The 14670-nt window shown below is 45.8% G+C and carries 9 protein-coding genes; 6 read left to right on the forward strand and 3 right to left on the reverse strand.

Annotated elements, in window-relative coordinates:
- The first annotated feature begins 202 nt into the window (after positions 1-202).
- From nadB to J5I83_RS00410, 4 genes are all read left to right on the forward strand, one after another.
- Entirely contained in the window at positions 203-1804 is a 1602-nt protein-coding gene (nadB, locus tag J5I83_RS00395; protein ID WP_304052389.1) for an L-aspartate oxidase, read from the forward strand.
- A gap of 206 nt (positions 1805-2010) precedes the next feature.
- Positions 2011-3522, forward strand: a complete 1512-nt coding sequence (locus J5I83_RS00400) for a HAMP domain-containing sensor histidine kinase (RefSeq protein WP_304052391.1) — start codon at positions 2011-2013, stop codon at positions 3520-3522.
- On the forward strand, positions 3519-4064 hold the full coding sequence (locus tag J5I83_RS00405; RefSeq protein ID WP_304052392.1) for a dihydrolipoamide acyltransferase: 546 nt from the start codon (positions 3519-3521) through the stop codon (positions 4062-4064). Before J5I83_RS00400 ends, J5I83_RS00405 begins: the two co-directional genes overlap by 4 nt.
- 9 nt (positions 4065-4073) lie before the next feature.
- Positions 4074-5462, forward strand: coding sequence for a sigma 54-interacting transcriptional regulator (locus J5I83_RS00410; protein WP_304052394.1), 1389 nt, complete (start codon positions 4074-4076; stop codon positions 5460-5462).
- A gap of 47 nt (positions 5463-5509) precedes the next feature.
- Here the strand turns inward: J5I83_RS00410 and J5I83_RS00415 are convergent, their stop codons facing one another.
- Positions 5510-6754, reverse strand: a complete 1245-nt coding sequence (locus J5I83_RS00415) for a ChaN family lipoprotein (protein WP_304052395.1) — start codon at positions 6752-6754, stop codon at positions 5510-5512.
- A 95-nt stretch (positions 6755-6849) separates the two neighbouring features.
- Complete coding sequence (purL, locus tag J5I83_RS00420; RefSeq protein WP_304052506.1) at positions 6850-10845, reverse strand: phosphoribosylformylglycinamidine synthase; 3996 nt, start codon at positions 10843-10845, stop codon at positions 6850-6852.
- A gap of 59 nt (positions 10846-10904) precedes the next feature.
- Here purL and J5I83_RS00425 point away from each other — a divergent pair, with 59 nt between their 5' ends.
- The gene (locus tag J5I83_RS00425) at positions 10905-12452 is read left to right on the forward strand and encodes an NAD(P)H-hydrate dehydratase (protein ID WP_304052400.1); all 1548 of its coding nucleotides are present in this window, start codon (positions 10905-10907) and stop codon (positions 12450-12452) included.
- A gap of 71 nt (positions 12453-12523) precedes the next feature.
- On the opposite strand, the gene cysS is transcribed toward J5I83_RS00425, so the two are convergent.
- Positions 12524-13900 carry a cysteine--tRNA ligase gene (cysS, locus tag J5I83_RS00430; RefSeq protein ID WP_304052401.1) on the reverse strand — a complete coding sequence of 459 codons (1377 nt, stop codon included), beginning with the start codon at positions 13898-13900 and terminating at the stop codon, positions 12524-12526.
- A 210-nt stretch (positions 13901-14110) separates the two neighbouring features.
- Between cysS and J5I83_RS00435 the strand changes: the two genes are divergently transcribed.
- Positions 14111-14659, forward strand: a complete 549-nt coding sequence (locus tag J5I83_RS00435) for a peptidylprolyl isomerase (RefSeq protein WP_304052508.1) — start codon at positions 14111-14113, stop codon at positions 14657-14659.
- The last annotated feature ends 11 nt before the right edge of the window (positions 14660-14670 follow it).

A 14670-nucleotide genomic window follows, 5' to 3' on the forward strand; every position in this document is an offset into this window, starting at 1 on the left:
TACTCAAATTTTAAATTGAGCCATTGTCAAAGTATACCTTGTTCGGGGATCCGTCGTGAACTATCCTAAACTTGTCAAAAGACAATAAACCGTCAAGTTTAGTTCACCATTTTTATTCAATATAAGAGTTTCAAGGAAAATTTTTATTATTGGGTTATGATTAATAAATAACTCTAATTTACAAAAATAAATTATATATTCGATGCAACACTATCACTTTGATACGCTAATTATCGGCAGTGGTCTCGCGGGACTTACACTTGCACTGAATCTGGCACAAAGTCAGAAAGTAGCCATTATCACCAAACGAACTTTGCATGACAGTTCCAGTATTTGGGCACAAGGCGGCATTGCTGCAGTGCTTTCTATGGAAGATTCTTCTGACACTCATATGCGCGATACCTTAGTTGCTGGCGCAGGATTATGTGATGAAACAATTACACGCTATGTTGTTGAGAATGGACCACAGGCTATCAAGTGGCTTATTTCCCAAGGAGTCAGTTTTACCCGGGATAATAATAGCGAAACAGGATATCACCTGACGCAAGAAGGCGGTCATAGTGTGCGCCGGGTTATTCACACAAAAGATGCAACTGGAAAAGCTGTACAGTTAACACTAAGCAAAAAAATCTGTGCCCATCCGAATATCACAATGCTGGAGCATCATATTGCAGTCGATCTGATCACAAGCTCCAAGTTGCCTTATCATACCGATAAACATCATAGCCGGTGCTACGGCGCATACGTATTGGATATTAAAGCAGACAAAATTCATACTATCGCTGCTCACAACACAGTGCTAGCTACCGGTGGAGCCGGCAAAGTCTACCTCTATACAACCAATCCCGATACCGCCACAGGTGACGGTATCGCCATGGGCTGGAGAGCGGGCTGCCGCGTTGCCAACATGGAATTCATTCAATTTCACCCCACCTGCCTTTACCACCCGCACGCTAAGTCTTTCCTGATTAGTGAAGCCGTTAGAGGTGAAGGAGGATTATTAAAACTTCCCAACGGTGAGCGTTTTATGCCCAGGCATGATGAACGTGCAGAACTTGCCCCACGGGACATCGTAGCGCGTGCCATTGATTTTGAAATGAAAAAAAGAGGCCTTGACTGCGTCTATTTGGATATTTCTCATAAATCAGCCGATTTCCTCAAACAACACTTCCCTACTATTTATGCTCGATGCCACGAATTAGGGATTGATATCACCCGGCAACCCATTCCAGTTGTGCCCGCTGCCCATTACACATGCGGCGGTATTGTGACCGACCAGAATGGCAAAACTGATCTGGATAACTTATATGCCATTGGTGAAACTGCGCATACTGGATTGCACGGTGCTAACCGCTTAGCGAGCAATTCTTTACTAGAATGTTTAGTATTCGGCCAAGCAGCGGCCCAGGATATTCTTAATCAAGCACCAACACCTTTCATAACATTACCAAAGTGGGACGAAAGCCGTGTCACTGACGCAGATGAAGAAATCGTCATTTCACATAACTGGGACGAATTACGCCGTTTCATGTGGAGTTACGTAGGAATCGTACGAACCAATAAACGCCTGCAACGCGCTCAACACCGTATCAATCTGTTACATGAAGAAATCAATGAGTACTACACCAATTTCCGCGTAACAGGTGATTTGCTAGAACTACGCAACCTGGTTACCACCGCTGATTTGATTGTGCAAAGCGCGATGCTTCGCCATGAGAGCCGTGGATTGCACTATAGCCGTGATTATCCTGACAGTTTACCAACCGCCCAGAACACTATCTTGCGACGACAAAATTCAAATTGATTTAACCTCGTAACCGCCTCCAGGTTAAGAAAGGCACAGCACCCCTATTAGGCATGGCAAATCCAGAATTTGTCGTTTGCTTCTGATACGCTACCAGCAAATTCTTCCGCCCTCGGTATAATGAGTTGCCGTTTTAATGCGATTTAATGTCTTTCTTTTCAGAAAAGAAAGGCATCGGGTTATAGAAAATAAAGAGGATAGATACAATGAGAATTACGACGGATTCTGTCACATCAAAAGCAGAGGATAGATCGGATATTATCCGTCAACCAGAGCTACAGCATAATCCACGGTCATTTTTGAAATTGATTTTACTTGGTTTCTCAATAGTAGGTTTGCCATTAATTGCAGCGCTCATCTACAGCGCCATAGGCATTGATCAGCTTGCCGAACAAAGCCGTAAGATCGTTTATCAAGCAACACAAATTACTCATGGCAGCAGTATCCTGATTGATGAAATTACTGTCATGGAGCGTAGCGTTCAACATGCCCGTATCCTGGAAGATTTGTCTTTACTCGAGAGCTATTTTCAGGCGCATACTAATTTTGAAAAAACAGCGATAAAGCTGCTGGAAGTTTCTCCTCATCTTGAACAACAACTTTTATTGGAAAAATTACGATTATTTGAAACAAAGATTTTCCGCGAAGTATTGACTTTATATGAGACCCCCCAGAATCTTCCAGGCTTGCTGGACAAATTTGCCACCATGCTTACCCTTGCTCAGGATTTTTCCGCAGGAAACTATCGGTTAATTGGGCAGAATGTCAATGAAATGAGCGAGAAAGCCGCATATGCTCGTACCTTGGTAGAATGGGAGTTACTCATTTTGATTCCATTTGTTATCTTACTCGCACTCGCTTTCTCGGTGTTTATAGCTCGTCCACTTCGCCAGATTGATGAGGCAATATATAATATGGGCCAAGGTAAGTTATCCAGCGTGGTACGCGTAAGCGGTCCGCAAAATTTAAGATACCTAGGTTCCCGCCTAGACTGGATGCGCCGCCGTTTGCTTAAATTGGAAGAGCAGAAAATTCTGTTCTTGCGTCATGTCTCCCATGAGCTTAAAACTCCCCTTACTGCTATTCGTGAAGGGGCTAATCTCCTGGCAGAAGGAATAACTGGCAATCTTAATAAGAAACAGCAACAAATAGCGCATATCCTCCATACCAGCAGCATCCAATTGCAGAAACGTATTGAAGATTTATTGAGTTTTAGCGCTCTGCAAGCAGACAAAACAGCACTTATCAAACAACGTACAAATTTGGCTCAAATCATTGCCAGTGTAATGAAGGACCAGAACCTTTCCATTATGTGTAGAAAAATAAAAATCGATTTGACATGCCCAGAATTGATACTTGAATGCGACAAACAGAAAATTGGCATCATTATTGATAACCTATTATCCAATGCCATCAAGTTCTCGCCAAAAGAAAGCTGCATCAAAATCTCTGCGGTGCAAATCGGTCAAACCATTCAATTCGATATCGTTGACAGTGGAAGTGGTATTGACAGCGCCGACGAGGATAAAATATTTGAACCCTTTTATCAGGGACGTATCAAACCCAGTAGCCATATCAGAGGAACTGGGCTCGGGTTGTCAATTGCCCGTGAATATGCACTTGCACATGGCGGGAATATTGAACTGGTTAAACACGGTGGACAAGGAGCGCATTTCCGCCTGACTTTGCCTATTCGTGACCCTGAGGCTCAGCTATGAATGTCACTTTCAAATCGATTTCACTGCTAATATTTTCCGCTATATTAGGCGGATGCGCAGCACCGTCTGCTCAACAATCACCTGTTATTTTTACCGAGCAACCTCATCAGCAGCACGGATCTTATGGATACAACAGCCTAGATGAATTAATGCTGTATTTTGACTTACTGCAGAAGAAAAACGCTGCTCAATTGACTCAGGAATATAACGATGTCAAAAACCGCTTCAAAAATGATATCGAAGCTGAAAACCGCCTTAAATACATTTTGCTTATCAGTCTACCCAATACGGCTTTCACCAATGTCCAGGCTGCTCTCGATTTACTGAATAACTGGCCACAGGATATAACGCTACCGCCTAATTTAGCTAGCTTTAAAAAATTATTAATATTGCTGCTCACAGAACAACAAACCGCGAAAACACATACAAAAAATTTATTACAAAAATTAAAAGCAACAGAAGAACATGCTCAGATCCTGCAAAATAGAATAGACGCTATAAAAAGTATAGAAAAGAGCCCGATCCGAAGAATAACCCCTTGAGTAAACATTATGGTACAAACTAAAAAAATCTTACTTGTCGATGACGATAGTGATCTTCTTGAGTTACTCTCGATACGTTTAACGGCTGCAGGATTTGAAACCATTGTAGCTACAAGCGCAGAAGCAGCATTAAATTGCCTGGACATCATACGCCCCCATCTTGTCATTAGTGACATGCAAATGAGTGGGATGGATGGTATGGCATTATTTGAACATATTCATCAAACGATCCCAACGCTCCCCGTCATCATTCTGACAGCGTATGGCACTATCCCGGATGCCGTCGCCGCAGTTCAGCGTGGTATTTTTGGTTATCTTACCAAGCCTTATGATCCAAAAACTTTACTCGATCAAATCGATCAGGCACTTCGACTTACATGCAATAATGGAAATAACGAGACCAGTGAAATATCACAAGTGGCCTGGCGCAAAAACATTATTACCCAAAACGCAGAAATGCAAGATATCCTCACTAAAGTAGAACGCGTTGCAGAAGGAAATGCGAGTGTATTGCTACTTGGGGAAAGTGGTGTCGGTAAAGAATTATTTGCACGCGCTATTCATCAGGCATCGAAGCGTTGCTGCCAACCCTTTGTGACCATTAATTGTGCCGCCATTCCTGAGCAATTACTGGAATCCGAGTTATTTGGACATGTCAAAGGGGCCTTCACAGGCGCTATCCGTGATCATAAAGGTTTATTTCAATTGGCTGAAAGCGGCACCTTGTTTCTGGATGAAATTGGCGACATGCCTTTGCTGCTGCAAGTAAAATTACTCCATGCACTGCAAGAAAGAGTAATCCGACCAGTGGGATCTATGCAAACGATCCCAATTGATGTACGGGTAATATCTGCTACTCACCGTGATCTCAAAGCTGAAATCGTTGCGGGGAATTTTCGCGAGGATCTATATTATCGACTCTATGTAGTCGGCTTAACTATTCCCTCACTTGCTCAGCGTCGCGAAGATATTCCATTATTGGCGAATCATTTTCTTCGTACCTTTGCAGAAAAATATGAAAAAGAAATCAACGGATTCTCGCCGGAGGCTATCAATCTTCTGCTAAGCGCTTCCTGGCCAGGTAATGTCCGACAATTGATGAACGTGATAGAACAAAGCGTCGCGCTGAGCGCGAATCCTCTTATCTCATATCAGCTAATCTATGATGCGATGCACAAGGAAGAAACACAACTGGTATCCTTTGAAGAAGCGCGTAAACAGTTTGAAAGAGATTATCTGGTGCGTTTATTAAAAATCACTGCAGGCAACGTGACACAAGCAGCCAGGCTGGCCAAGCGCAACCGAACTGAGTTCTATAAGCTGCTGCAACGACATCAGCTCGATTTTACCCTTTATAAACAGCAAGAAAAGAACAAAGGACTCACCCCAATATCATAATCTTCACAGATACTTGGCATAGTACACACGCCAGACAGGCGGCTTCTTCATTTTATCTGCGCAGGGAATTTGGCAAAGATATCAATCTCGTCATTTCCCCGCTTAACTCTGAGTGGCAACCAGGTACCCGGCGCTTGACGCTTGATCACAGCGACGATATCACCGATCTCCTTCACCGACAGACCAGCAATTTCAGTGATAATATCGTCTTCACGCATATTAGCCGCTTCTGCAATACTGCCTTTTTCAACCTGCAAAACACGCGCGCCCCCTTCTTGTAAAGCAATTTCATAGCGAATGCCTAGCCGCTGACGTAAAGGTGTTGTTTCCGGGGCAAAGGGAGCAATGCCGAAAACTGCATCAGCATAGCCTGCCACTAAGCGCTGACATGATTTGCTCACATCCCAAGGTAACAGGGAAGTAATTTTCGTCACACCCAAATCCTTTAGTTGATGAGGAACACCAAAACCATGCAAAATATGCCCTGATCCCATAACACCAACAACCAACGGGCTTTTTCCTTGAGTCTGCCTACTGAGTGTTGCCACAATCTCCTGTGCCATTGCCCGGTCCCACAACTGCTGACCAACGACAAACCTTAAAAAATCAGGATCATAGCGATTTTTCCCCGCCTTTTTCTTGTTCTTGCGATCATGTGACTCGTATATCGGCAACAGGAAATCAAGATATTCAGGACTAGGAGGCGCCGGATGCGTCACCCCCTCTCGCTCATTTTCTAGAACGCTCTCAAAGCCTTTCTCGGATACCTGTTTCCTTAGGTGTGTATCGATATTAAGCGCTCGCATCGGAATGCGATTCATGCGTGCGAAATGAAATAATGGCAGATAAAAACTGGCATCTGTTCGCCATACCGTGTCCCATTCTGCAGCTTTCAAGAAAGCAGACTCAGACAGTTGGCCGGCCACCCATTGGTCAAGTACTTTCTGGAGGCGGCGTGGAAACATTTCAAAACCGATCACCATATCGGGACGTGCGGCATATAGCGCCGCCAGCATTTGCAACTGCCAGCGATGATGCTCCTGATTGACGTGTGTTTCACCTAGCAAAATGACCGATTGCTCTGTTGCGCGTGCGACTATCTCAGCTAAAGTGGTTGCTCCCTTTCCCGGGATAATCCAATTTGCTACCGGCACACATTCGTGCACAGAATTACTGAGACTAGGTTTATGGATGGGAATAATTTGCGCTGACAAATGATCGGTATACACTCCCCCTGCTGTTAACATGATGCTTATCAATCCACTTCGGGCAATCACTTTTAACTTTGTCATTTTTATTAATTGTTCTCGAGATTATTGATGGTCCAGGTTGGACTACAGAAATACCTTCGGAAGGACAAATAAAGTCCATCATTGGTTCCAGACATCTATCCTACCCATTTACGCGCATTCCTGAACATTCTCATCCAGGGCGAATCTTCTGACCAGGTATCCACATGCCATGAATGCTGTACGGTACGAAAAACCCGTTCTGGATGGGGCATCAGGATGGTAAATCGACCGTCGGTTGAAGTCATGCCCGTAATACCCTGTGGCGAACCGTTGGGATTGAATGGATACTGTTCGGTCGGCGCACCACTGTGATCAACAAAGCGTAATGCGACATAAGATGATGCCGACTCCAATTGCTGATTGCTGCTGAATGCTGCAAAACCTTCGCCATGCGCTACCGTGATAGGCAGGCGGCTTCCTGCCATGCCGTCAAAAAAGAGCGAGGGACTGCGTGGTATCTCAACCGTGACAAAACGTGCTTCGAATTGCTCAGAGAGATTACGCTGAAAATGCGGCCAGTGACCAGCACCTGGAATGATTTCATGCAAATTGCTCATCATCTGGCAGCCATTGCACACCCCCAGCGCGAAAGTGTCACTACGCTCGAAAAAAGATTGAAATTCATGACGTGCACGCGCATTAAACAAAATCGACTTGGCCCATCCTTCTCCCGCCCCCAGCACATCTCCGTAAGAAAAACCACCGCATGCAGCAAATCCCTTGTAGTCACTTAAGGAAACGCGTCCAGCCATAATATCGCTCATATGCACATCAATCGCAACAAATCCGGCGCGATCAAAGGCAGCAGCCATTTCAACATGACCGTTCACACCTTGCTCACGTAGGATAGCCATCCTGGGCCGGATTCCAGTTTGGATAAAGGGTGCCGCGACATCCTCTTCAATAGCGAATGTCAGCTCTGCATTCAGACCAGGATCTTCAGCATCGAGAATCCGATCAAATTCTTGCTGCGCGCATACCGGGTTATCACGCAGTTTTTGCATCTGATAGGTGGTTTCCGACCAGGCGCGCTGCAAATCAATCCGTTTCTCCTGAAAAACGATTTTATTGTTACGTAAGAAACGGATTTCATCCTGCTCGTTAAGGTTTCCCAAAACAAAGCTATCTTGCCCCAAACCGGCTTCTGATAATGTTTGCAGCACTGCATTATGGTGTTGGGTTTTGATCTGAATCACCGTACCCAGTTCTTCACTGAATAAAACTGCCAGCAGATGTTCGAGGAATCGGCCGCGCAGCATTTCCGGCTTAATTTCATAACCATCGACATCAGTGGCCAACGGGTCAAAACACAGCTGATCCAGATTAACCGTCACCCCCACATGTCCAGCAAACGCCATTTCGCATAAGGTTACGAACAAACCGCCGTCTGAACGATCGTGGTAAGCGATGATCTGACCTGCCCGATTCAGTTTCTGGATGACTGAAAACAAACGCTTGAGTTGTTCTATTTCGGCAATACCCGACAAATCTGGTGCAGTATTCCCGAATTGTCCATAGACTTGCGCCAATGCTGAGCCACCCAGTCGGTTTCTTCCTCCTCCTAGATCGATTAGTATCAATTCAGTTTCCCCACAATCAGTACGCAATTGCGGAGTCAGTGTCTTGCGTACATCGCTCACTCTTGCAAAGGCAGAAATAATCAGCGATAGTGGCGCAATAACCTCTTTCTGCTGCCCGCCTTTATTTCCATCTGACTCCTGCCAACTGGATTTCATAGACATGGAATCCTTGCCAACCGGGATGCTGATACCGAGTTGCGGGCATAACTCCATCGCGACAGCGTAAACCGCATCATAGAGTGCTGCATCCTCACCGGCATGTCCGGCTGCAGCCATCCAGTTAGCAGAAAGTTTGATCTCGCTGAGATCGTCTATCGCAGCAGCAGCAATATTGGTAATGGCTTCTGCTACGGCCATACGCGCAGAAGCTGCCGCATCAATCAGCGCCAGCGGTGCACGCTCACCGAGCGCAAACGCTTCACCAAGATAGGTTTGATAACCCATGGTCGTCACCGCGACATCTGCCACTGGAATTTGCCAGGGTCCAACCATCTGATCACGTGCGGTCATTCCGCCTACACTGCGATCGCCGATGGTAATTAAAAATGTTTTATCTGCGACAGCGGGTAATCTTAGAATCCGGTAAGCAGCTTCCTGTAAATGCAATCCTGTCAGATCAACTGGGACAAGCGTCCTGGGAATATACGCTACCCTGCGCGTCATCTTGGGCGGCTTACCCAATAATATCGCAAGCGGCATATCTATCGGCAGCTTGTTTGATTTTTCATCAGATACAATAAGCTGTTGCTGAACAATCGTTTCGCCCACTACGGCATAAGGACATCGCTCCCGCTCACAAATTGTCTGAAACAAAGCCAGTGATTCACGTCGAATGGCGAGTACATAGCGCTCCTGCGCCTCATTACACCAGATCTGCATCGGTGACATACTTGATTCTTCCGAAGGAATCGCACGCAAATCAAAGCGTCCGCCGCATCCTGCCCCATGCACAAGTTCTGGTAGCGCATTGGACAATCCGCCTGCGCCGACATCATGGATGGAAAGTATCGGATTGGACTGTCCGCTCCGCTCCAGCTGCCAGCAGCGATCGATCACTTCCTGCGCACGGCGCTGCATTTCCGCATTACCGCGCTGTACCGAATCAAAGTCAAGATCTTCCATGTTAGTGCCCGTATCCATGCTGGAAGCCGCTCCCCCGCCCAATCCGATCAGCATACCCGGCCCACCCAGTTGAATCAGCAACACATCCGCTGAGAAAGTCTGCTTTGCAGTATGCAAACCAGAAATCTGCCCAATTCCTCCCGCCAGCATGATGGGTTTGTGATAACCTCGCATCTCCCCGGCAACCTGTGCTTCAAATGTACGGAAGTAACCTGCGAGATTTGGTCTGCCAAATTCATTATTAAATGCGGCACCACCGATCGGCCCGGTCAGCATGATTTCGAGGGCTGATGCAATGCGTGCTGGCTTGCCATAGCTACCCTGCTCACACCCTTGCTCTATTTCCCAGGGTTGAATGAAATCTGGTATACGCAGATTGGATACAGAAAATCCAGCCAAACCAGCTTTCGGTTTGGCGCCCCGCCCAGTTGCTCCCTCATCGCGTATTTCTCCTCCTACCCCTGTTGCGGCTCCCGGAAAAGGAGAAATGGCAGTGGGATGATTATGGGTTTCCACCTTCATGAGCAGATGCGTAGACTCTAGCGCGTAACCATAGGTGTGATGCTCTCCGGGATAGAATCGGTTGATCGTTGCTCCTTCGATAATGGCAGCATTATCCGCATACGCCACAATCGTACCGTGCGGATGCTGTTGGTGCGTATGACGTATCATTGCAAACAGGGATTGATGCTTTTGCTCGCCATCGATAACCCAGTCTGCATTAAAAATCTTATGGCGGCAATGTTCTGAATTGGCCTGAGCAAACATCATCAATTCAACATCAGTAGGATTCCGCTTAATTTCAAGAAAATAATTCATGAGATAGTCAATCTCATCAGAAGACAAGGCCAGCCCCATTGCTTGATTTGCCTTGCTTAAAATTTCAATCCCTCCTTGCAGGATATCTACTTCTTTAAGGGTTGCTGGTGCAAAGTGATGAAATAACACGGCTGCATCAGAAAATGAATGAAAAACCGCTTCAGTCATGCGATCATGGATAATTGCTTCGATTGCACATCGGTTCTCATCAGAAAGCACCGCTTCATGTTGAATATAGAATGCAATACCGCGCTCTATTCTTTCAGTTACATTAAGTCCGCAATGGTGCGCAATGTCCGTTGCTTTAGATGACCACGGCGAAATAGTACCAGGGCGCGGTAACACCAGCAAAAACTCACCCGTTGGCACATACGATTGACGAACTGACTCAATGCCAAGTAATTTCTGCAGAATATTTAATTGATCCTGATTCAAAGTGCGACTAGTTTCACAAAAATACCAGTATTCGGCGTCAATAGCCGAAAATTGCGGTACGATGGCTTTGATCAGATCAGATAATTTTTGTAACCGAAATTGGGATAGTGCCTTATGGCCTCGAAATTGGAGCATCAAAAAAATAATCAGTTGAATTGAGAGTAACAATTTTACACGAGAAGACGCACAATCAGATGAATAACCCGATACCTGTCTATTCCACCACTGAAATCCGCGAAATCGAGCAGCTCGCCGCCGCCCTACCTGATTCACCTTGCCTGATGGAGAAAGCTGGCTTGGCAGCTGCACATATTGCCAAAGATAAGTTGCTTAGCAACGGTAAAAATAAGGTACTGGTGCTGGCCGGACCGGGTAATAACGGGGGAGATGCCTTTGTTGCAGCACGCCACCTGCATGCCTGGGGCTTTCAGGTGACAACGGTCTTTACTGGAATATCTTCCAGGTTATCACAAGACGCTAAACATGCCCTGGAAAACTGGCTAAAGGCAGGAGGTGAACTGCACAGCGCAATTCCATCTGCGGAGCAATGGCATGCCGTCATCGATGGCTTATTCGGTATTGGTCTCAACTATGCCAAACATCCATTGGATGAGAAATACCAGCGTCTGATCGAAACCATCAATAGCATGAATTTACCGGTACTCGCGCTCGATATTCCAAGCGGTCTTGGCGCGGATAGTGGTGTTGCTCCCCATACCGCCATCAAAGCAGCAATCACAGCTACTTTCATTGGACTGAAACCGGGTCTGCTAACTCATGAGGGCGGCGAATATTGCGGGGAAATCGTCCTATGCGGCCTGGACCTCGTGGCAACTGCCATGAAAAGCCCGCACTCGTGGCTACTTGATCAAGTCATAATAAAAGAACTCCTACCGCCACCTCGCCCGACTAACAGTCATAAAGGGGTTTTTGGCAGTGTTGGTATTATCGGTGGATCGTCAGGCATGGTGGGTGCAGCGTTACTGGCAGGCTCGGCTGCACTTAAACTAGGGGCAGGACGCGTATACCTTGGCTTGATTGTCAATCCACCTCCTCGCATTGACCCCACCCAACCCGAGCTTATGTTGCGTTCAGCTGACGAGTTATTTGAATTCAATCACCTCAGTTGCTTGATCATAGGCCCTGGACTGGGAAAGGAAATCACTGCCTGTCTTTGCTTGGAGAAGGCGCTGCAAACATCCTTACCACTGGTTTTGGACGCAGATGCACTTAATCTCATTGCCTGTCATTCTGAGCTGGCCAGTGCGTTACGCATACGCAAAGCGCCGTCTATTCTCACTCCTCATGCAGCTGAAGCAGCTCGACTGCTCAATACCGATATTGCCGCTGTTCAGAATAATCGCTTGCAGGCAGCGAAGAATTTAGCCAAGCATTTCCATTGCTCATTTGTGCTAAAAGGAGCGGGCAGCATTTGTATGCTGCCAAACGGTTATTGCTACTTCAATACCAGTGGCAATCCAGGTCTGAGCAGCGCGGGAACGGGCGATGTACTGTCCGGCATGATAGGCGCTTTACTTGCCCAGGGGCTATCTTCAGAAAATGCATTGCTACTGGCAGTCTATCTACATGGCGCAGCAGCAGATACTTTACTTGCAACGCTGCATGGGCCGATAGGAATGACTGCATCAGAAATTATTTACTCGGCCCGCCATTTACTGAACAGATGGATATATGGCGATAACGCCCAGTGTAGGTACACTCACAAAATTATCACGCGCTGAGCGTTAAGTAGCCATTCTTTTTTCTGTAGCATTTGTGGCACTAAAATCCCGTTACTGTCGGTAAAAAAGTATCACTGACGCCGCCAGGTGGTGCCCTGCGCCCCGTCCTCCAGAATAATACCTGCTTCTGCCAGTTGTTTACGAATCATATCAGCCCGAGCAAAATCCCGTTTTTTTCGCGCTTCCAACCGCTGCTGAATCATGCGCTCGATCTCTTCTTGCGAAAACAGACTTCTTTCCGTTGAAAAATTATATTGCAGATATGTCTGCGGATTTTGCTGCAATAATCCCAATATCCCACCCAATACTTTAAGCGATGCTGCAAGCTGAGCATTCCCCGTTCTATTAAGCTCTGCTGCGAGATCGAATAGGACAGCGATGGCCTCGGGTGTATTGAAATCATCGTTCATTGCAGCCATAAAACGTTCTGCATAAGGATCCTTCCAGTCGATTGCGGCTGTTGGAATCTCATATTCTTTTAAGGCAATATAAAGTCGATCGAGCGCATTCCTGGCATCATTGAGATGCTCATCTGAATAATTCAATGGACTACGATAATGCGCACGCAAAATAAAAAAACGTACGACCTCTGCTTGATAGCGTGTTAGAACTTCCCGTACCGTGAAAAAATTACCCAATGATTTGGACATTTTTTCGTTATCAACACGCACAAAGCCATTATGCATCCAATAATTAACATAGGGATGATCATGGGCACCCTCGCTTTGCGCGATTTCATTCTCATGATGAGGAAATTGCAGATCCTGACCACCGCCATGAATATCAAAATGTTCGCCCAGATAGCGCTCACTCATTGCTGAACATTCTATGTGCCAACCTGGCCGCCCTTTTCCCCAGGGTGAATCCCAGCATGGCTCAGCTGGCTTGGCAGATTTCCATAATACGAAATCTAATGGATCCCTTTTATTGAGATCGATCTCTACCCGCTCACCTGCACGCAGATCTTCGAGTGATTTCCCTGAGAGTTTGCCATAATCAGGGAATCGATGAACAGCATAAAATACATCACCATTAGCTGCAACGTATGCAAATCCTTTTTGAACAAGGGTATGAATCATGGCAATCATGTTGTCAACACACTGGGTAGCGCGTGGCTCATGGGTCGGTTGAGTCGCCCCCAGCATCGCAGCATCTTGATGCATCGCCTCGATAAATCGTTTGGTCAAAGCATCGATGGACTCGCCATTTTCCTGCGCACGCTTAATGATTTTATCATCTATATCGGTAATATTACGGACATAAGTCACTTTAAAGCCAAGTTCTTTCAGCCAGCGCACAACTGTATCGAACACCACCAGAACACGGGCATGACCCAGATGACAGAAATCATAGACGGTCATACCGCATACATACATTCTGACTTCGCCAGGTATTAAGGGAATAAAATTCTGTTTTTTTCGGATCAGAGTGTTATAAATTTTAAGCATCACAGCAAATGAATGATTGTGAGAGAAATGATCTTCTTGGTAAAATGTGCCAATGATGGAATTTTATCCCTAGATAAAATTCCATCATTCCATCTTACCTCATAGCAAAGCCGGGGGATTGTAACATAAGGAAGCGGTTACTTTTTGATACGCTCTCTTACTCATTCAATAGGAATTACCATGATTCGAATTCTCTCAGTCATCTTACTAATGATCAGCTCCACCCTTTGTGCTGCTACTCAACCAAAAGTCAAGATCAATACCAATCTTGGAGCGATCACGTTAGAACTCTATACTGATAAAGCACCCAAAACAGTTGAGAATTTCTTAAGTTATGTCAATGAAAGCTTTTATGACGGCACAATATTTCATCGTGTGATCGCAAACTTTATGATTCAAGGAGGGGGATTTGATCAGTCACTCGTCCAAAAGATGACGAAGCAACCTATCGAGAATGAAGCTGCTAACGGTCTAAGCAACGAGATAGGCACAATAGCCATGGCAAGAACCAGTGATCCACACTCTGCAACAGCACAATTCTTTATTAATGTTGCGAATAATTCATTTCTCAATCATACTGCCCCGACTGTCCGTGGTTACGGCTATACGGTATTCGGCAAGGTTATTAAGGGCATGGATGTCGTCAATAAAATAGCGGCAGCACCCACAGGAGCAAAAGGAATGTTCGCTAGTGACGTACCAAAAGATATGATCGTAATTGAATCTATCAAACTGCTCACCTCTCCCTCTGATCATTAACTTAGGAATAA

The sequence above is a fragment of the Nitrosomonas communis genome (assembly GCF_024102715.1).
GTDB classification, from domain to species: Bacteria; Pseudomonadota; Gammaproteobacteria; order Burkholderiales; family Nitrosomonadaceae; genus Nitrosomonas; species Nitrosomonas communis_B.

Bases quoted from the DNA above. Each gene is read 5' to 3' on its own strand.
- nadB (WP_304052389.1), top strand. From the start codon at position 203: ATGCAACACTATCACTTTGATACGCTAATTATCGGCAGTGGTCTCGCG.
- J5I83_RS00400 (WP_304052391.1), top strand. From the start codon at position 2,011: ATGAGAATTACGACGGATTCTGTCACATCAAAAGCAGAGGATAGATCG.
- J5I83_RS00405 (WP_304052392.1), top strand. From the start codon at position 3,519: ATGAATGTCACTTTCAAATCGATTTCACTGCTAATATTTTCCGCTATA.
- J5I83_RS00410 (WP_304052394.1), top strand. From the start codon at position 4,074: ATGGTACAAACTAAAAAAATCTTACTTGTCGATGACGATAGTGATCTT.
- J5I83_RS00415 (WP_304052395.1), bottom strand. From the start codon at position 6,754: ATGACAAAGTTAAAAGTGATTGCCCGAAGTGGATTGATAAGCATCATG.
- purL (WP_304052506.1), bottom strand. From the start codon at position 10,845: ATGCTCCAATTTCGAGGCCATAAGGCACTATCCCAATTTCGGTTACAA.
- J5I83_RS00425 (WP_304052400.1), top strand. From the start codon at position 10,905: ATGAATAACCCGATACCTGTCTATTCCACCACTGAAATCCGCGAAATC.
- cysS (WP_304052401.1), bottom strand. From the start codon at position 13,900: ATGCTTAAAATTTATAACACTCTGATCCGAAAAAAACAGAATTTTATT.
- J5I83_RS00435 (WP_304052508.1), top strand. From the start codon at position 14,111: ATGATCAGCTCCACCCTTTGTGCTGCTACTCAACCAAAAGTCAAGATC.